General features: G+C 39.5%; 15 protein-coding genes. 11 read left to right on the forward strand and 4 right to left on the reverse strand.

What is annotated here, in order from left to right; all coding sequences use genetic code 11:
* Positions 1 to 9: 9 nt before the first annotated feature.
* A complete protein-coding gene (locus tag J3P37_RS12710) occupies positions 10 to 2,184 on the reverse strand; it encodes a glutamine synthetase III family protein (protein ID WP_256011589.1) in 2,175 nt (724 codons plus the stop codon).
* Positions 2,185 to 2,378: 194 nt separating this feature from the next.
* Between J3P37_RS12710 and J3P37_RS12715 the strand changes: the two genes are divergently transcribed.
* Together J3P37_RS12715 and J3P37_RS12720 are read left to right on the forward strand one after the other, a co-directional pair.
* The gene (locus tag J3P37_RS12715; protein WP_256011590.1) at positions 2,379 to 3,221 is read left to right on the forward strand and encodes an energy transducer TonB; all 843 of its coding nucleotides are present in this window, start codon (positions 2,379 to 2,381) and stop codon (positions 3,219 to 3,221) included.
* A 52-nt stretch (positions 3,222 to 3,273) separates the two neighbouring features.
* Positions 3,274 to 4,230, forward strand: coding sequence for a GNAT family N-acetyltransferase (locus J3P37_RS12720; protein ID WP_256011591.1), 957 nt, complete (start codon positions 3,274 to 3,276; stop codon positions 4,228 to 4,230).
* Here the strand turns inward: J3P37_RS12720 and asnB are convergent.
* Both asnB and porU2 read right to left on the reverse strand, forming a co-directional pair.
* Positions 4,227 to 6,029, reverse strand: coding sequence for an asparagine synthase (glutamine-hydrolyzing) (gene asnB / locus J3P37_RS12725; RefSeq protein WP_256011593.1), 1,803 nt, complete (start codon positions 6,027 to 6,029; stop codon positions 4,227 to 4,229). The genes J3P37_RS12720 and asnB overlap by 4 nt on opposite strands.
* A gap of 1 nt (position 6,030) precedes the next feature.
* Positions 6,031 to 10,953: a putative type IX secretion system sortase PorU2 gene (porU2, locus tag J3P37_RS12730; RefSeq protein ID WP_256011594.1), complete on the reverse strand. Its 4,923-nt coding sequence runs from the start codon at positions 10,951 to 10,953 to the stop codon at positions 6,031 to 6,033.
* 51 nt (positions 10,954 to 11,004) lie between these two features.
* Here porU2 and J3P37_RS12735 point away from each other — a divergent pair, with 51 nt between their 5' ends.
* The 9 genes from J3P37_RS12735 (at position 11,005) to fbp (ending at position 19,350) form a co-directional block, all read left to right on the forward strand.
* A complete protein-coding gene (locus tag J3P37_RS12735; RefSeq protein ID WP_256011596.1) occupies positions 11,005 to 12,195 on the forward strand; it encodes a glycosyltransferase in 1,191 nt (396 codons plus the stop codon).
* A 10-nt stretch (positions 12,196 to 12,205) separates the two neighbouring features.
* Complete coding sequence (locus J3P37_RS12740; RefSeq protein WP_256011598.1) at positions 12,206 to 13,417, forward strand: lipopolysaccharide biosynthesis protein; 1,212 nt, start codon at positions 12,206 to 12,208, stop codon at positions 13,415 to 13,417.
* Between the two features lie 28 nt (positions 13,418 to 13,445).
* Complete coding sequence (locus tag J3P37_RS12745; RefSeq protein ID WP_256011599.1) at positions 13,446 to 14,747, forward strand: glycosyltransferase 87 family protein; 1,302 nt, start codon at positions 13,446 to 13,448, stop codon at positions 14,745 to 14,747.
* Positions 14,744 to 15,679, forward strand: a complete 936-nt coding sequence (locus J3P37_RS12750; RefSeq protein WP_256011600.1) for a glycosyltransferase family 2 protein — start codon at positions 14,744 to 14,746, stop codon at positions 15,677 to 15,679. Before J3P37_RS12745 ends, J3P37_RS12750 begins: the two co-directional genes overlap by 4 nt.
* A gap of 199 nt (positions 15,680 to 15,878) precedes the next feature.
* Complete coding sequence (locus tag J3P37_RS12755) at positions 15,879 to 16,568, forward strand: FkbM family methyltransferase (protein WP_256011602.1); 690 nt, start codon at positions 15,879 to 15,881, stop codon at positions 16,566 to 16,568.
* Between the two features lie 39 nt (positions 16,569 to 16,607).
* A complete protein-coding gene (gene gloA2, locus J3P37_RS12760) occupies positions 16,608 to 16,994 on the forward strand; it encodes an SMU1112c/YaeR family gloxylase I-like metalloprotein (protein WP_256011603.1) in 387 nt (128 codons plus the stop codon).
* The gene (locus J3P37_RS12765) at positions 16,975 to 17,700 is read left to right on the forward strand and encodes a tRNA1(Val) (adenine(37)-N6)-methyltransferase (protein WP_256011605.1); all 726 of its coding nucleotides are present in this window, start codon (positions 16,975 to 16,977) and stop codon (positions 17,698 to 17,700) included. The genes gloA2 and J3P37_RS12765 overlap by 20 nt, the downstream gene beginning before the upstream one ends.
* Positions 17,701 to 17,711: 11 nt before the next feature.
* On the forward strand, positions 17,712 to 18,206 hold the full coding sequence (locus J3P37_RS12770; protein ID WP_256011606.1) for a metallophosphoesterase family protein: 495 nt from the start codon (positions 17,712 to 17,714) through the stop codon (positions 18,204 to 18,206).
* A 22-nt stretch (positions 18,207 to 18,228) separates the two neighbouring features.
* Positions 18,229 to 19,350, forward strand: coding sequence for a class 1 fructose-bisphosphatase (gene fbp / locus J3P37_RS12775; RefSeq protein ID WP_256011608.1), 1,122 nt, complete (start codon positions 18,229 to 18,231; stop codon positions 19,348 to 19,350).
* Here the strand turns inward: fbp and rnhA are convergent.
* Positions 19,347 to 19,823, reverse strand: a complete 477-nt coding sequence (rnhA, locus tag J3P37_RS12780; RefSeq protein WP_256011610.1) for a ribonuclease HI — start codon at positions 19,821 to 19,823, stop codon at positions 19,347 to 19,349. The genes fbp and rnhA overlap by 4 nt on opposite strands.
* Positions 19,824 to 19,825: the final 2 nt, after the last annotated feature.

The raw sequence follows: 19,825 nt of genomic DNA on the forward strand, positions 1-19,825 counted from the left end.
ATCTGATCCCTATTTGATAAATAAAAGTTCTCTGAATTTTGGCAGAGGCCATTTATCATCAGCAATCAGTTGCTCAAGCTTATCAACGTGGTATCGGATCGGCTCGAAGTAAGATTTTACTTTCTCATCGTAAGCAATTGACTTCTCACGAACATCTTCAATAACATTAGCTTCCTTACGTGCATTGATCATTTCCTTCACGTTGGTTCTGATGAAATTCACGTGATCGGAGATTTTAGTAATGATCTCCATTTGCGCTGCGTAACTGTCCTCTTTAAGTCCGATTTCTTTTAAACCTTTCACGTTAGTGATGAGGTCTGTTTGATACGCTACGGAAGCAGGGATGATCACGTTATTGACCAGTTCGCCCATCACACGGGCTTCGATCTGAAGTTTCTTGTAATAGCTTTCCAGAAGGATTTCATGACGGGCATGCGCTTCACGTTTGCTATAAACGCCTGATTCCTCAAAAAGCTTTTCGGTTTTTTCAGTGATCAGAACATCAAGTGCTTTAGGTGTGGTCTTGATGTTTGAAAGTCCCCTGGCTTCAGCTTCCTGCGCCCATTCGTCGCTATAACCGTTCCCTTCAAAACGGATGGCTTTTGATTCTTTGATATAGCGTTTGATCACAGTCATGATCGCTACGTCTTTTTTCTCACCCTTCTTTAAAAGTTTATCGACGTCAACCTTAAACTTGTTCAATTGATCCGCAACGATCATATTAAGAATGGTCATTGGGTTTGCAGAGTTTGCTGAAGATCCTACAGCGCGTAATTCAAATTTATTTCCAGTAAACGCAAATGGCGAAGTACGGTTACGATCCGTGTTATCCAATAAGATCTGAGGAACTTTAGGAATGTTAGTCCATAAAGAAGCTTCATTCTTCATTTTGCTGGTAACACGGGAAGTTTCAATCTCATCCAAAACGTCGTTTAACTGAGTTCCAAGGAAGATTGAAATAATTGCAGGAGGCGCTTCGTTCGCACCCAGACGGTGATCATTACTAACTGATGCAATTGATGCCCTCAACAGGTCTGCATAATCGTGAACAGCTTTAATAGTGTTTACAAAGAATGTAAGGAACATCAGGTTGTTCTTTGGCGTTTTTCCTGGTGAAAGAAGGTTTTTGCCAGTGTTGGTGATCAGGGACCAGTTGTTATGTTTACCAGAACCGTTTACGCCTGCAAATGGCTTTTCGTGTAATAACACCTTAAAGTTATGACGGCGTGCCACCTTATCCATTAGATCCATCAAAAGCTGATTGTGATCTATCGCAAGGTTAATTTCTTCGTAAATCGGTGCACACTCAAACTGTGAAGGAGCAACTTCATTATGACGTGTTTTTAGAGGAATTCCCAATTTGATGGACTCGATCTCCAATTCCTGCATAAAAGCAAGCACCCGGTCTGGAATAGAGCCGAAGTAGTGATCTTCCAGTTGTTGGTTCTTAGCCGACATATGACCGAAAAGAGCTCTTCCGGTTAGATATAGGTCCGGACGTGCATTGAACAGTGCAAGGTCGACAAGAAAGTATTCCTGTTCAATACCCAGTGAGGCATTAACCTTTTCTATGCTTTTGTCGAAAAACTGAGCGACTGAAACAGCAGCTTTATCAAGCGCGGATAGTGCCTTTAACAGAGGCGCCTTATTATCGAGGGATTCACCCGTGTACGAAACAAATACAGTAGGAATACAAAGCGTTTTGCCCATCAGAAAAGCTGGCGACGACGGATCCCAGGCAGTATAGCCACGGGCTTCGAATGTGCTTCTGATACCACCGTTAGGAAAACTTGAGGCATCTGGTTCCTGTTGAGCCAGGGCATCGCCAGAAAATTTCTCAATCGCTGTACCATCGCCTGCCGGTTCAAAGAAAGAATCATGTTTCTCAGCAGTGGTTCCTGTTAACGGTTGAAACCAGTGTGTATAATGTGTTGCACCTTGTGCTATCGCCCATGATTTCATTGCCGAGGCAACCTGTTCAGCAATATCTCTTTCAATTCTGGTTCCGTGAACAATTGAATCGTTTACACTATCAAAAGCATCTTTTGATAAATATTCTTTGATTTTTTTCTTATCGAATACATTGCAGGCATAAAAGTCGGAAACTTTGTCGGAAGGCGCCTTCACTTCAGGGATTGTCCTTGAAAGTACTGTATTTAATGCCTGAAAACGGAGATTTGACATGATTTAGTGTTTTACTATGTGTGACTATTTTTGATTTTTCTATTCTCAGTTTCAAATATTTGGAAAATCTCTTGAATTAGCTAATGATTTGGAGAAAAAAGGCTTTTTAATTATAAAATATAATAGTGCAATAAAATTTTTGTTGGTTTATGGAATACATCGGGTCCCGGGCATCATAAGTAAAACAACCTATTATGCTTAGTTCCAAATTCAATCTTTACAATGCCGGGTGGCTCGACGTTGTATTTGCAAACAGAAATCAAACTTATGGCGCTTATGAGTTAAGAAAAAACTACTCTGCAAGATTAGCAAAATCATTACTGGCAGCAGTAACCCTTTTTGTGATACTGGTTTGTTCACCTGCTATATATAAATATTTTAAAGAGGAACCGCTTATTGAGCCACCGGTTGAGCTGCTCGACGAACAGATGTTTACGGCGACCGTCGTGAACATTAAACCGCCTAAAAAAATAGAAGTTCCGGCAGCCGCAAAGGGCCAGGCTAAACCTGTAAGGGGAAAGTCGGTTGGCTGGACCACTCCAAAAGTGGTAGATGCGAGCCAGGTAACTCAGGATGTACCCGCAACTGAAGATCTAATGACATCGGTAATAAGTACCAGTACTCAGGATGGGCCAGAAATAGGAGGCAATGTGATAGAAGGCCTGGAAGGAAAAGGAGGAAATGGAACCTCCGGAGAAACAGGGAATGGGGTTACTGGAGAAACAATATTTGAGGTTGTAGAGCATCAACCAATGTTTCCTGGTGGATTAGAGGCTTTTGCCAACTACCTGCGAAAAAATCTCAGATATCCTGCTGCTGCATCAGAGATCGGAGTAACGGGGAGGGTGTTTGTCAATTTTATAGTGGAGAAGGATGGAAGTTTGACTGATATTAAAGTGGTAAAAGGGATAGGGCATGGCTGTGATGAGGAGGCGGTGCGAGTATTGAAAAAGTCTCCCCGATGGGCTCCTGGAATACAGAATCAACAAAGGGTAAGGGTTATGTTTACGATTCCTATTGTGTTTCAAATGGAGTGAGTTGTTTTAATTGAAAAATGTCATTATGTTGGCTGAAAATCTGCGGGAATAAATGCTGACTGAAATTTCGAAGGAAGAGTGGATCAATATTACGAAGGATACTGAATGTGCTTCGATATTTATTGATCCAGTTTTTTTAGAACCAATAAGCCGGGTTTTCAGATACTCTATAAAATACTTTATGGCTGAATTTAAGGCAAAACCAGCGCTTGGTTTTGCCTGCTTTGTAAAAGGGAAATCAATTAAGGTCCCTACTCATTTTATTTATTCAGGGCTGTGGTGGGATTTAAAATATGATACTATCAAATTCCGAAACTTGTTAATAGAGGCGATTGGCGATTTAAAGAGGTCTTACAATTCCATAGAATTTCGTTTGCCTCCGCCCGTGAGTGATATCCGGCCTTTCCAATGGCAGGACTTTTCATATCAAGTTAGTTATACCTATACAAGAAATACGACAGACCTTAACTTTGAGTATAATATAAAGTCTCGTGTAAAGAAGTCATTTGAGAGGAAGATTGTACCATCTGTTTCATTTTCTTTTAGCGATGTCTGGAATCATCAGATACATGATCTTAAGCGCTTTCATTTTTCAGATCGCTTGCTAGGAAAGACCAAATCACTTTTTAAAGCCTGGTTTGAAAATGGTTTTATGCTTATTTATGAAGCACGAAGTCCTGAGGGCTTAGTTGGATCATCGTGTGTGCTATATGACCAGCACCAGTCGAAAGCATATAATCTATTGATAAGTTCAGCGAATTCTAATTATCATACAGGAGTTCATGCCGCACTGTATAACTTTATCTTTAACGACCTTCGATCCAGGGGTATCAATAATTTCGACCTTTACGGAGCGGATTTAAGAGGCGTTGCTGATTTTAAATCCAGTTTTGATGCGATATTAGAGGCGCACTATACAACCAGATATAATGGCAGAGCTGCATTTGTGAAAAACCTTAAAAGCGGGCTAAAGAATAAACTTATTGCTATAAAAGGAAAGGTCCTCTAGTCGATCCACTCTTCAAGCCAAAGTTCTAGTGCTAAAAGTATCCAGATCTGTCCGCTGAAATAGCTTTGGGGATTTCGTTGAAAACGGCTCAGTGTGCTTGAAATTATTTGAGGGTTCAGCAAATTTCTCTCACTTAATGTCCGAATTTTTTGCTTAGTAAATTCTTTAAGGTTATTCGAAAGCCAGATACCAACCGGCATTGAAAAGCCCTTTTTGGGTCGGTCCAATAAATGTTTAGGAATATACTGATGCGCAATTTCTTTCAACAAGTATTTAGCCTTTCTTTCTGGACATTTTTTGTCTCCAGGTAACGCTGTAATATATTCAACCAGGTCAATATCCAGTAGGGGATCCCGGTTTTCAATACCGAAATGCATTAAACACCTGTCGGCTTTCATAAGAAGATCGTCAGGAAGGTAGTTTAAAAGATCAAAGTTTAAAAGAGTATTTAATTTGTCATCAGAGTTATGGTCAAACTCGAGTTCGTTGGCAGTCCCTGTAAGCAAGAGTGTTTCCTCTTTTGTAAAATAACCACGAAGGGCTTTGTGGAAATTTAAAGGATTACTTTGACTGAAAATATTTATCAGGCGACGTTTTTTTAAACTCGGGGGAAAAGGTACTATGCCGGCAAACGGGCTGTACTTTAAGGATTGGAAGTAAGAATTGTAACCACCAAAAAGTTCATCTCCTCCTTCCGCAGAATGCAGTACCTTAACGTGCTTCTGTGTTAATTGGCCGGCCAAAAGTAAAGGGATAGCTCCGCTGTCACCCATTGGTTCATCGAAAGTTTGGCCTAAAGAGGTAATCAGATCATGGATTAATGAGTTGTTGAAATATAGTGTATGATGTTCGCTGCCTATATGATCAGCAATTTTTTGAGCATCGTGGGCTTCATTATATTTGGCTTCCTTAAATCCAATGGTAAAGGTCTGAATCTTATTTGCTAGCTGTTTTTGGGCAACTGCTGCCACTGTCGAGCTATCATATCCGCCACTTAAAAGAAAACCTGTTGGTGCATTTGAAATAAACCTGCTGGTAATAGATCGTACTAATTTTTCATGAGTATTCTTTAAGATTGAAGCCGTGTTTTCATCACCGGCTATTACGGATGTATTTAAATGCCAGTATCTGGTTTTCTCCAGCTTTCCGGAAGATATATCGAGGGATATAACTTCTCCAGGGCTAACTTTGAATACATTATGTAAAATGCTGTATTTGGATGGAAAGTAACCATACTCAAGATACAAGCTGAGAGCAGCCATGTTTATTTTTTTAGGAACGATGAGCTGCTTTAAAAACACCCGTAATTCGGATCCAAACAATAGTGTGTTGTTTTCAAAATAATAAAAAAGGGGCTTTACTCCAATTTTGTCTCTGACAAGAAAAAACTTGTTTTTTATTCCGTCGTAAATAGAGAAAGCGAATACTCCGTTTAATTTTTTCAAATAAGTATCTGGCCAGGTGATGTAGGTTTGAAGCAATACTTCTGTATCCGAATCTGATTTGAATTTCACACCATAATTCGAAAGTTCTAACTTTAATTCTTTATAGTTGTAAATAGTTCCGTTGAAAACCAAAACATAATTTCCACAATCACTCTTGAAGGGCTGGTGCCCTCTGGCAGATAAATCAATTATAGATAGTCTGCTGTTTCCCATTGCTATCGAAGAATTGTTTGTTCTGCTGAAATAAAAACCAGCATCATCCGGCCCCCGGTGTTTAAGAAGCGTTAGTGAATCACTTATATCTTGTTCTGAAAGTTTACCCGAAAAGTCAACAAATCCTGATATACCGCACATATTATCTCATCAGGTAGATTTTACCAAAGTTGTTTTTGAAAAATTTATCGCCTGCGGTGCTTCTGTGTTTTATTGCTGTACTGTCATTGTTTTCGACCAGAACCCTGTAAAAATAAACTCCATTAGCCAGGCGATCACCGAATTGATCAGTTCCGTTCCAGGTAAACTGTGAGATGTTATTACCTATTCTCAAATCTCCAAGTTCTTCTTTCAATACCTCTCTTACTATTTTACCGGTAGCTGTAAGTATTTGTATTTTTAATTTGTCAGGAATTTTGTCACCCGTAAGGGTGAAAACAAATTTCATACTTGTTGTAAAAGGATTGGGGTACGGATAAAAGTTAGATATACTCGATTCGTTTACTACTTCAAAATCAATTTGGTAATCAGTAGTTTCATTGTAGTTTCCTAAAGCGTCCTTACCACGAACCTTTAAAGTGTATGTACCATCCTCAAACCGGTCTGGGCGATATTCAATAACGGCTTTGTTATTGACAGTACTGGTGGACGGCGTGAAGCTTAGTTTGCTGGATGAGAAATACTCTCGTTTGTATTCTGAATCACTCTCTTCCTGCTTTTTATGAGAAATCTCTACAGAAGAGGTATCGGCAATTTTAAAATATTTGCTGTCATCTAAAACGCTGATGTTAATAACAGGTTTTGGCGACACTAATTCGCTGTTGATAATGTTTTTTCCATCGAAAAGGACATTCACAAGAGGCGCTCGATTATCATTGATAACCGTGAAAAATTGGTTCAGATAGTTGTTTGACTGTTGTCTATCCTTGTCGTCCTTGGGTTTGAATTCTATTTTAAGGGTATTGCTGCCTTTTAAGCCCTTGGTTGGGATCTTCACCGTCACGCTTGTACTATCACCGGGGTTCAGAGGGGCGAACGTATCAATGTAAGTCGTCGTAGCGCTGCGGTCGGATTTGGTTAATGTATAAAAGGTAGTGATTGAATCGGTTTTAATTGATGAAATATTTTGATAGGCAAGTTCCCATTTTACAGTATCTCCTTCCTGGATGACCGGAGTGTAAAAGTTATTTTTTAGAGATGTGTTTATCGACCCCTCGGGATACCCATCATATAAAACTTTCCAGGATTTTAATTGCGCCGGAGTTCTGTTTGTTTTATCCGCTAAAGAAACATTGAATTTCAAAAAGGGATATTCGTTGGCGTCAATGTCGCTTAAATCAACTGATTCAGATACTGAACTTCTCTGAATCAGGTTGCTCTCTACCCCATTTTCTTTGACGCCGATGATGTTTAGTGACAGTTCGTCGTAGGCATCTGCCTCAAACTCATATTGTAAGCTCTCCCATTTTTTTGATGGTCCTACCAATTCGGACGCATACGATCCCTGTGTAAAAGGGTAGTAATATTCTTTTTGAAATTTAATGACCTGTCTTCGGGCAGGAGTGCTGGAATTGGGATCGGCAGTTATTTCAATTGCAGTGCCTGGTGCACTACCTTTTTGCCCCCAGAACATATATGGCTCACCGGGACCAACAGATTGGAAGGTACTTAAACCTACGGATTGAAGTGCGGTTTTAGCTTGAGCGGAAAGGTCTTTCAGCGAAATATTCCTCCCGTTATGACCGACTACATAGTAATTCGCAGGGATATTATTGATATAACGAATTAAGCTGTCCACTTCAATAGAGTTATTGATGTTGAAATGGAACTCTCCGGAATTGACAAATTCTCCTGGAATATTAAATGCAGAAGTATAGGTAAATGTTGTCAGTGTTGACGGATTTAAAGCGATAATGCTGACTCCTGTAAAATTAGTATCTCCAAAACCGAGTCTCCCGCCAGGATCAGAACGGTATGCTCTTTCTTCGCCTGATGTTACATCATCACCCAAGGTTTGTATATTAGTAATAAACGTAGTATTATTAAATGCCACTCTTCCATGGTCACTTATCCAATGCGTACCTTTGAACGATAAATCTTCAAACTGATTTTTATGGGATTGATTCCATCCGTTGGGGCTTTGTTCAATATAAGTAAAAGAGGCATCCTGCCAGGAATCTTCAGAACCAGCCAATTTGACCCTCCAATAGTAAACCTTATGATTTTCGAGCGAAATGCCAGGTTGCCAGGTTGCAATATTATTTTGTGTGACGTTCCCTGAAGATTTCTTCCATCCGCTGTTGAATGAACGAATGGTGTCGATTTCAAAATTGAACTCAATGTCGTTAGAAAATAAGTTTGATGCCTGTGCTTTTAATTCCACAGAAGGGTTTGATATAATACTATTTACTAGAGGGGAAAGAATGGTTACTCCATTCGAAGGCATAATAAAGTTGAAGCTAGCGGTATTATTTACTTCGTTCAATTCATCAAAACTATTATTTGCGTCCAGGCTTATGGTAAATTTGTTGCTCCCACCAAGTTTCAAATTCTCTCTTTTGATATAAAAAAATAGTGTGTCTGTATTATATACCGGATCAAAAGTCCGGGCAGGGTAGGTGAGTATGGTATTGTCTGGCAATGTGTGTTTGACAGAAACACTTAGTGGGGAGTTCAGGGCTTTGCCAAGGTTTTTTGTAATGATTGCCACTGCAAATGAATCGCTTGCTGCTGTAATATTTTCGGGATAGATAAATAAGTCTTTATTTTCCAGATAATAATCAGGTTTTGTTGGACTATAGAATTTTAAAGCAGGATCCCCCTGCCATAAATATTGCCTTGAATGTGTCCGGTTCAAAATATCACTACTGTTCTGATAGCTTTTTATGGTTGCCTTCAAATTCTCAGCGATCGATTTGCCGTAATTATTTTTAAATAAATTGCGGTATAAAATTGTGCTGAAATTACCCAAATAGCTAGCTACCCCTTCATCGGAAGTGGCCAGCCAACCGATCGCTGCTTTCCATGGCTGGAAGATCATCTTTTCTCCAAGCGAAATTTGAGTAAAAGGGTTTCCTGCGTTACAACCGTTAATCATGTAGACTAACAATTTGTTTTGGTTCTGAAGTTCTTCCGGTTCTCCGAAGTTAACTTCGGTTGCTTGAGCACTACCATGTCCAAAAAAAGAGAGCAAGCCAGCTCCCTTGTTAATGCTAGCTACTATTTTATTCTTCAGGTTATCTGTAATAGGTTCAGACACATTCTTTTGAAAATTTATTGCTTTTGCTCCAAAACTTTCTTTAGCTGCTTCACGAAGAAAGCTGTTTTGAAAGCCTGACCACTGTGTGTTCTCATACACTGTGTTGCCTCCACTAACATGAATGAAATTTTTTCTCCAGATCGAATCAGGTTGTTGTTCATACGTCTTCAATTTATTTAAATAGATTTCAACTTCAGCAGGTGTTTGAGCAGCGACTCGACCCGTTGAAATGGCCGGTTCCCATACGGTTCCGTCCAATCCGCTTGTTAACATATTGTCTGATGGGGGATTGCCGATACCGGGCACCAGGTCCTTTTCAAATTCGTTTCTTAAAAAGAAATGAGATTTACCCTTGCCTAATAAGAGCAGATATTCCGGTTTTCGAGCTGCTTTTTCTATTAGATATTTACAGAAATGCCGGATAGCTAAAGGGTGGTGAATGCCATAATAAAATTGATTGTAAAGCTGGTCAGTGGTAACAACTAGAGGTTTGTATCCGGTCTGAGCACGGTAGTCTGCATATTCCTGGGCTTTAGCTAAAAGTGAGGTATGTGTAACAATCAAAAAGTTTTTATCGGAATTAGAAGGCGAAAAGTTTACAAAGTTTACCGGCGTAATTTCAGGCGTCCCAAAATTCGAATGATCATAAACAAATATTTCTTTATCGTTTCCGGCACCAGGAACGATAGCTTCTAATATTCCGTTACTTTGGTTGGCTTCGATTCTTATATTATTAGTCAAATCTAAAACAATGGGCGTGATTAAGGAGGAATTGCTAAATCTTATCAGGGAGGTGTTTTCTGTTTGAAATCCTTTCAACGTAAATTTCAAAAATTGCTGACCCTGTAGATTGTATTGTCTTGGATATTGAATTTTTAAATAACCAGGAGCCTGGTAATCAGTGTAATTGGCATAGGTGGAACTTGCTGCAAGATCTTTTACAGCTGAAAAACGGAAATATGTGGTGCCGCCTAATTCGTTAGCTCCTAGGTTGAACTTGTCCCTCACGACATTGTATTCTCTATACAATATGTCTCTTTTAGTTACGAAATTACTACCGTCCTTACTTACTTCGATGCGCAGATGATGGTTGTTTGTGTTCCCTGTTTGGGAGTTCGAACGTCCGGCTACATAAGCTTCGACATCGATTGAGGCAGCTCCTGAAAACAAAAATGGGGTGGAAAGGGCCTTTATCTGGGAGCTGGCATGATGGATTGTTGAACCTAGGATTCCTTCTCCGGCAGTATATTCGGAAAGACTGGTTTCTGCCAAAATGTAGGCTCCCGGATAGTAACCGCCGTCAGTAAAGAAACTAACCTCAGTATGCATAAAATAAGATTCGGCCGTTAAACCAGTCGAAATGCCTGTGAAACCAGTAAAGCGTTTGCCAGGAACTGAGTTTGACCATGTCAGAAAATAAGCTGCCGTGTCCGTGTACAAGCTGTAATAGTCGTGTGGCTGGTTTGCCGGATCAGCGTACAAAGGTTTATCTAGTTTGCCATCATTTTTAGAAGCATAAAATTCTAAATAATCGCCCACATCCAGTTGAGCATCACCTTCACCCGATATAAATAGGGCGATCTGTTGACCTTTAGAAAATAATTGAATGTTTTTTGGATTTATCTCCGAAACCGGCAGTCCCGCCTGTTGAAGCTGATTTTGTGTTATCCGGTAAACTCCGTCTTTGCTAATTTTAATTTTATAGTAAGTTTGAGAAAAATTAATCCAATCATTACCATAAGGGGTTTGAGAAAAAATCAAACAGGAAGGTAATAAAGTAAAAAAAAGAAGAAGCTTAAATTTCATACTTCACCAAATTTAATATTTTTAGTTTACCCATTTAGTGCTGAGTGCTTAATGCAGAAAAAAAAAACTTACGTATTAGTATTACCCAGCTGGTATCCTAGCAAAGTGCATCCTTTCAATGGTGATTTCAATGAAAGAACAGTAAATGCTCTATCATCAGAAGTTGACCAAATTGTGTTATACGTAGTAAAGAAGGAAAAAGGTTGGCAAATCGATACCACATGGTCGCACACTGAAAACTTGATAACCTGTAAAGTCTATTACCCGGGCTTGAATCTGCCAGTTATCGGCAAGTACATTTCAGTATTTAGTTATTATATAATAACTAAATATTATATCAGGAAAATTATTTCCAGGTATGGACTTCCTTCTCTCGTTCATATGTATGTGATCCTATATGCTGGCATTTTAGCGCCCTGGATTAAGAAAAAATACCGGCTGCGTATTGTGATGACGGAGCACTGGACTGCTTTTTATGACTATGCAGCCCATAACCTGTACCAATATCCTGGTTTGATACAAAACCTGATTAAAAAGCTATACAAAAGCGTTGATCATCTGATGCCTGTTGCAGATGCTTTAGCCCGTCAAATAAAACCTTGGGCACCTGCCGTGCAGCAAACGGTTATTCCCAATGTTGTGAATACTCGTATTTTTAGTCCGCAAATATCTCCTGAGAATCAATGTTCAGGGATTGAAAAAGGGAAGAAACTGCGTTTTTTACACGTATCCTCCATGGAATACCAAAAAAATCCGGAAGGTATCTTACGTGCGTTTGAATCGGTGTTAAAGAAAGGGACTCTTGCAGAATTATGGCTAGTAGGGCCGGTGGGAGCGAGCCTGCAATTGATGATTGACAAATCAGAGCTTTTAAGGGGCGCAGTACAGGTAAAGGGGGAAGTTCCTTATAAAGATGTGGCTGTTTACATGCGGAAAGCTCAGTGCTTATTGATGTTCAGTCGGTTTGAAAACCTTCCCTGCGTTATTCTTGAGGCTTTGTGCTGTGGCCTGCCTGTTATCGCAACAGACGTTGGAGGTGTAAAGGAAATTATAGATCCCTCAAACGGAATTTTGATACATTCTGAAGATGGAAAAGCGCTCGAAGAAGCGATTACTTCGATCGTCAACAATTATGATCTTTACAACGTGCAAAAGATCTCAAAAAATGCTATCGAACATTATAATTATTCGACGATTGCAAAACGGATTTCAAAAATATACAACGAAGTTTCGTTGATTTAGATGTTGATTGATGCTCAGGAAGATTGTATATACTTTTCAAACGAGTTTAGCCAGCGCTTTTACAGCTTTATTAACTGTTTGGCTTACAGTGAGGTTTTTAGGAGCTGAAGGGCGAGGGGTTATTAGCTTGTTTCTGATAAATATTTCAGTAATTCAGATATTTACCTCTATTGTAGGTGGAGCGGGCCTGGTTTATCTTGTTCCGCGTTACGGGGTGAGCCGGGTGTTTTTTCCGAGTCTAGCCTGGGCTATCATCTGTTCTTTACTGGGTAGTTTTTTAATGGAAAAGCTGTCCCTCGTACAATCATCATTTTTTATTCATACCATTGTTCTTTCTTTTTTTCAAGCTATAATACTCAATAACCTGCAGATTCTGATAGCTAAGGATAGGGTGTCCGTCTATAATTTCTGCCGTTTATTGCAGCCCGCAATGGTTTTCGCGGTATTTGGCCTGCAATTGATGATTCAATCTCATCATTCAGTCAGTCTTTTCTTTAATTCTTTGTATGTGAGTTTTACCATCGTTCTATGTATTAGCTCTTTTTTTACGTTTAAAGGTGAGCGTTTTTCAGGCAGATACTTTGAGTGGGAAGTAATCAGCACTTTTTTTCATGTTGGTGGCCTTAACGAACTTAATAATATAATGCAGCTTGCCAATGGCAGGTTTTCATTCTATATTGTTGAGAAAACTTTAGGAGTGGCGGCACTTGGCATCTTTTCCCTTGCAATCAGTCTTACAGAAGCAGTGTGGATGTTTGGTCGCAGTATAAGTACGATTCATCATAGTGAAGTTTCGCGAAAAGAGGAGAGCGGCTTGAAGAACAACGAAAAGTTGATTAAAATGTCCTTTTTGGGAACTTTAACTATGTTGATTATTGCTCTGTTGCTGCCAGCTAGACTATATCGCGAGGTCTTCGGCTTGGAGTTTAAAGAAATAAAGTGTGTAATTCTTTTGCTCGCTCCGGGAGTAATTGCTTTATCTGGCGCTATGGTGATCTCCCATTACTTTTCGGCGATTAAAAAAATTCATTTCAATACGGTGTCTTCAGCAATAGGTTCCCTCATCATAATTGTATGCTCTTTGATGCTTGTTCCTCAGATGGGAATACATGGCGCAGCGCTGGCCAATAGCCTTTCATGGATAACCACTTCCTTGATAATATTTTTCCAATACCGGAAGTTAAAAAAAGTATATTCAGGAAGTTTATCTGATATCAGTTAATATATTTATGCATTAAACCAATACTTTGATGAAATTGCCGTCCAGTTTGGAAATATCAAACTTTATACGTTTCAATCTTTTTAATCCCTTTTTTTATAAAGATAAAATCAGTAGCGCTGTTGATAATCCTGAGCAGTTCAAAAAAGCGATCTGGATTGCGGTGTTGTTACGCTTTATGTGGTTTTTCTTTATAGGGCACAGCGATCTTGAAATTTATAAATATTGGATGATTTTTTTGAAAGATCTGCCTATATTTTCTTCTTACAATATCCCCACCTATGCTGAATTTGATGTATTGCCGCTCACAGCAATAATCCTAAAGATTGTTACTTCTATTATCGAACTTATTCCCAACGGTATAAATATTCCCGGATTTGCGTATACAGGGATTCGTTTTGCTAATCTACTTATTGAGGCAGGATGTATTTATCTGCTACACAAAGAGCTTAAAAATCCATTTATTACATTCTTTTTGCTCTTTAATCCTGCCAGTATATTAGACGGCTATTTGTGGGGACAAATGGATGTTACGTATACTCTGCTTTTTGTTCTATCTCTGGTATATTTTTTAGGGCGCAAGCCCCTTTTATCGGGACTTTTTATCGGGTTAAGCATTGCTTTTAAAACACAGACCTTGTTGTTTTTGCCTCTTTTCGGTCTTATTATTTTAATCAGGAAGGAAAATTGGGCCTCGTTTTTTAGGCTGGTTTCGGTCGCTTTAATTATTACTTCGACGCTTTACCTGCCTTTTATGCTGGGGGGCAAAGAATTTTGGGCACCGGTTATGGTAAGTTTTACAGCTTACGGTCGTTATGATTTTATATCGGTGAATGCCTTGAATATCTGGTGGGGAATGTTTGCTCAGTATGATTTGCAATTCCCTGATAACCATGCGCTCGTTTTCGGCCTGATATCCAGAAGACACTTTGCTTTGAGCTGTTTTGCGGTAGTATATAGCCTCATTTTGATTAAAACCCTGAAAATAAAGCTGAACAATGAGAACATCTTCAGGCTGTTTTCCATCCTTTGTTTTAGTTACTTTATGCTTTTGCCCGAGATGCATGAGCGATACCTATATCCCTTTTTTATTTTCTATGTTTTTGTTCTTCGAAAAGATAAAACCTGGTATGTGCTTTTCTGGTTAGTTAATGCTTTTTATGCATTTAACCTCCTTTACGGTGGATGGCTTGCCTGGTCTGGATTGCGGACAATCACATTTTTTAATATCTCAATCGTAGCGTCTTATGTCATTTTTCTGGTATGGATGTATTATATCTTTACAGAAATGAGGGTGCTTAAAACTTCAAGTCAATTAAAGAACCAGGAATGAAAATATTATCTGTAATTGTTCCCTGCTATAATGAAGAGGCGGTTATTTTGAAAACTCATCAGCGGTTATTAGCTGTCTTATCAAAATTGGTACTGTTTCAATTTGAAATAATTTATGTTAACGACGGTAGTACCGACAACACGCTAACCTATCTCGAAAAAATAGCATCGGAAGACAAGGCGATAAAAATTCTTTCTTTTTCCCGAAACTTTGGGCACCAGCCCGCTATTTCGGCTGGCCTAGCTCATTGTAGCGGTAACATAGCTATAGTCATTGATGCTGATCTTCAGGATCCGCCTGAATTAATACCTGAAATGATTCAGATGTGGGAAAAAGATTTCCAGGTGGTTTATGGCAAGAGACGTACCCGGAAAGAGAAAGGATGGTTTAAATTATTGTTGGTAAAGTTTTTTTATCGCTTCATTAACGTCCTTTCAGATATTGAAATACCAGTTAACACAGGCGACTTCCGTCTAGTGGATCGCCGGGTAATTGATATTTTAAACATGATGCCCGAAAAATACCGTTACGTTCGGGGTATGGTCAGTTGGGCAGGGTTCAAGCAATGCGAAATTTTATATGACCGCGATAGCCGGTTTGCAGGCGACTCAAAGTATCCGATGAAGCGATTGCTAAAGTTGGCTGCCGATGGTATCTTTTCATTTTCCTTAGTTCCGTTGCGTGTCGCTTCATGGATCGGGGCCAGCACCGCTCTGCTTTCCGTAATAGGCATCATTTATGCCTTCTTAAATAGGGTACTTACAAAAAATTGGGTGCCTGGATGGACATTGCTTTTTATAGCGGTAATGTTTTTAGGCGGTGTAACCTTGCTTGTTCTTGGTATCATTGGGGAGTACATCGGAAGAATTTACGGAGAAGTGAAGCAAAGACCTTTGTATCTCATCGAAAGCAAAACAGGTTTTGACCAATGATTGAGCAGGGTGCGATAGTTTCATCGCATTTAATATTTGCAGTAATTACCGATCATTTTTACCACTTAAATATATAATGGTGTTAATCCGAGTTTTAAACCGTTTTTGTAATCGCTACATTACTCTTAAAAGTTTTTCTGAGAATATTTTCCAGACAATTCAGTTGTTTTGGTTTTTCCGACTGGCAAGCTTAACGTATTTGAAAGGAGTAAATAAAAAAGACGGACATCGTATAAAGATGCTCACGCTAAATATCTTCAATAAAAAGACTAAGCTTTGGTTTAGACCAACACAAGGCGACTTGTTAATATTTAACGAGGTGTTCGTCGAGAAACAGTACAACCTTCCCATAAGCGATGAAAAATTAGATACTATCATTGATCTGGGTGCTAATGTTGGCTTTTCCAGTTTGTTTTTCATAAAAAAATATAATCCGTCAAAACTCATTCTTGTAGAACCATCAGAAAAAAATCTTACCGTGGCAAAACTAAATCTGAACTATTGGATTGGAACAAATCAGTGCCACTTTTATATGGCTGCGGTCCATTATAAAAAAGGTACGGTTTACCTTGATGAAAGCTTAGCTCCTTATAACTTCAAAACAAATACGACAGGAAGTAGCGGTGCAGTTAATACCGTCACTATTCCACAGATCATGCATGAGCACGGTTTGAACACAGTTGATCTTTTAAAAATTGATATTGAGGGAGCTGAAAGTTATTTATTTCAGCAGGACACGGATTGGCTCAGATCTATTAGAACAATTGTTATTGAACTTCACTCACCCTTGAATGAACGTTGGTTGAAAGAGAAGCTTGAGCCTTATGGGTTCGAAATAATATCCGAGCCGAAAAATCATACTATTTTTGTAGCGATCAATAAAAGATAAATTAAATAGCCAACAGGCAAGTAGATTTCTATCCAACACATGCTCAACATCACCTCCATCCACCACATAGCCATCATCTGCTCAGATTACGAGCGTTCAAAACAATTTTACACCCAAATTCTAGGCCTTGAAGTAATCTCCGAATATTATCGCAACGAAAGAGACTCCTACAAACTCGACTTGAAAATCGGTGATGCACAGATCGAACTTTTTTCCTTTCCATGCACCCCAGAAAGACCCTCAAGGCCGGAAGCCCGCGGATTGCGTCACCTTGCTTTTCAGACAGATGATATCGATAAGGCTGTTGAGCAGTTAAAAGAAAACAACATTGAAGTTGAGCCCATCCGCACTGACGAATTAACCGGCAAGCGCTTCACTTTTTTTGCTGATCCAGATCTTCTTCCCCTTGAGCTCTACGAAAAATAGTATTTTCAGATTTAAGCAGTTTGAAGTTGATCAGTCGGGCTGTGCCATGAAGATCAATACTGATGGCAGTATCCTTGGCGCACTGGCAGGAGGCGAGAATGCCGCGAGGATACTTGATATTGGTACCGGCACCGGAGTAGTTGCACTGATGCTGGCACAAAGATTTCCGGAAGCGCATGTTGATGCGGTTGAAATCGAGAAGGTCGCAGCAGCTACCGCCGAACGTAACTTCAAGGGATCTGTGTTTGCAGGAAGGCTTACCATGTTTCCGTTCGCATTCCAGGAATTCTTCAATGCCAACCCAGAAAGTAGGTACGATCTCATCGTAAGTAATCCTCCATTCTTTCTTGATTCTCTAAAAAATCCTGATAAGAATAAACAAACAGCGCGGCACACAACGAACGATTTTTTTGAAGCGCTGGTAAAGCTATCGGCCAAACATTTAAATGCCGGCGGGGTGCTTACTTTAATATTGCCACCATCTACATTTTTAATCTGCAGAGAATTGGCCGAGAAAGAAGGTTTGTATCTCGTAGAGCAAGTTGATATAAAGTCCTTTGACGATTCTGAAGTTCACAGGAAATTAGTTAGCTTCAGCTTTCAGGAGCAAGTCACCAGTCACAGTACATTCGTAATCTATGCTTCACGCAATCAGTATTCCCAACAATTTGTGAATGCATTGGGAAGCTTCTTTACAATATTTTAGATATTTTTCACATGAAACGCATCGGATTAATTTCAGACACCCATGGCTATTTAGATGATGCTGTATTTAAATATTTTGATCAATGTGATGAAATATGGCATGCCGGCGATTTTGGAACCATTGAAATCGCGGATAGATTAGCTGCATTTAAGCCTCTGCGTGGTGTATATGGAAATATTGACGGAAAAGATGTTCGTTTGGTATACCCAGAGCATCTGCGATTCAAATGTGAAGAAACAGATGTTTGGATCACTCATATAGGTGGCTACCCCGGAAAATATAATCCGAAAATAAAATCTGAAATCTATCAAAATCCCCCAAAATTGTTCATCGCCGGACATTCTCATATTTTGAAAGTTTTATATGACAAGAAAATCGGTACTTTACACTTAAATCCTGGTGCTGCAGGCAAACAAGGATGGCACAAAATGCGTTCTTTGTTAAGATTCAGCATTTCTGAGGAAAAAATCCATACCTTAGAAGCGATAGAATTGGGGATTAGATAATGTAAAAAATACACTAAGTACTATGTCAGCAGTCAAAACTTTAGGTCAATTTATCATTGAAAAACAAAAAGACTTCCCTTATGCCAAGGGAGAATTATCGCGTTTGTTGAGAGACATCGCTATTGCCGCCAAAATTGTTAACCGGGAAGTGAACAAAGCCGGTCTTGTTAATATCCTTGGTGAAGTTGGAACCAAGAACGCTCATGGCGAGTCGCAAAAAAAACTTGATGTATATGCAAATGAACAGTTCATCTCTGCTCTTACATGCGGAGGCGAATGTTGTATCATTGTATCAGAAGAAAACGATGATGCAGTGTATATTGAATCTGAAGTATCTAAGAATGCAAAGTACATAGTAGCTATTGATCCCCTTGACGGTTCTTCGAACATAGATGTGAATGTTTCTGTTGGAACCATATTTTCAATTTACCGTCGAAAATCAACTGAAGGTAAACCCACTATTGAAGATGCCTTACAAAATGGCACAGAACAGGTGGCTGCAGGTTATATAGTTTATGGCTCTTCAACCATGCTTGTATATACTACAGGAGTTGGAGTAAATGGATTTACCCTGGATCCGTCCATCGGAGAGTTTTGTCTCTCTCATCCGAATATGACCATACCTAAAGACGGAAATATTTATTCCATCAACGAAGGAAATTATGTGCATTTTCCTTCGGGAGTTAAACGTTATCTAAAATACTGCCAGGTGGAAGATCCTGCAACTAACCGTCCTTACGTCTCCCGTTATATCGGATCTATGGTTGCAGACTTACATCGAAATCTGTTGAAAGGCGGCATCTTTATTTATCCAACCACTTCTAGTGCGCCAAAAGGTAAATTAAGGTTGGTATACGAGTGTAATCCAATGGCGTTTATCATTGAGCAGGCAGGCGGAAGGGCAACTACTGGTTTCGAACGTATTCTGGATCTTGAAGTTGAATCATTACATCAGCGTTCAGCTATATTCCTTGGTTCAGAAAATATGGTACGCAAAGCGGAAGAAATGATGCGTGACTTCTCGCCTGAGATTGCGCCTAAAAAGGCGTTTGAAATAGACAGCCCTGTAGCTGTTGCAGACGGTGGTGGCACCATCACAGAAAATGTATTGAGTAAGCTAGGAGTGGTAGGAGGGATCGACTAGATCAATCCATCCCCTCTGGAAGATTCAGCTTCAAAAACTGAATCAATCAACAATTTATCTCTTTGTTGATACGCTGCGACTGCTAAACGGTCGCAGCGCTCGTTTTCGGGATGCCCGGCATGTCCCTTGATCCACTTAAAATTTACTTTATGTAATTTATAAACCTGGAGAAAGCGGAGCCAAAGATCTTTGTTCTTTTTTCCAGCGAAGCCCTTATTCAGCCATCCAAACACCCACTTCTTTTCTACAGCATCCACCACATATTTTGAGTCTGAGTAAACAAGTACTTCCTGACCTGGTTTTTTTAAAGCTTCCAGCCCTACAATCACTGCCAAAAGCTCCATCCTGTTGTTTGTGGTTTTTCTAAAGCCACCCGAAAGTTCTTTATAACGCGGTCCTGCGCGTAGTATAGTTCCATAGCCCCCCGGACCAGGGTTGCCACTTGAGGCACCGTCTGTGAATAGTTCAATCATAA

The organism is Desertivirga xinjiangensis (genome assembly GCF_024436435.1).
Lineage (GTDB): Bacteria > Bacteroidota > Bacteroidia > Sphingobacteriales > Sphingobacteriaceae > Desertivirga > Desertivirga xinjiangensis.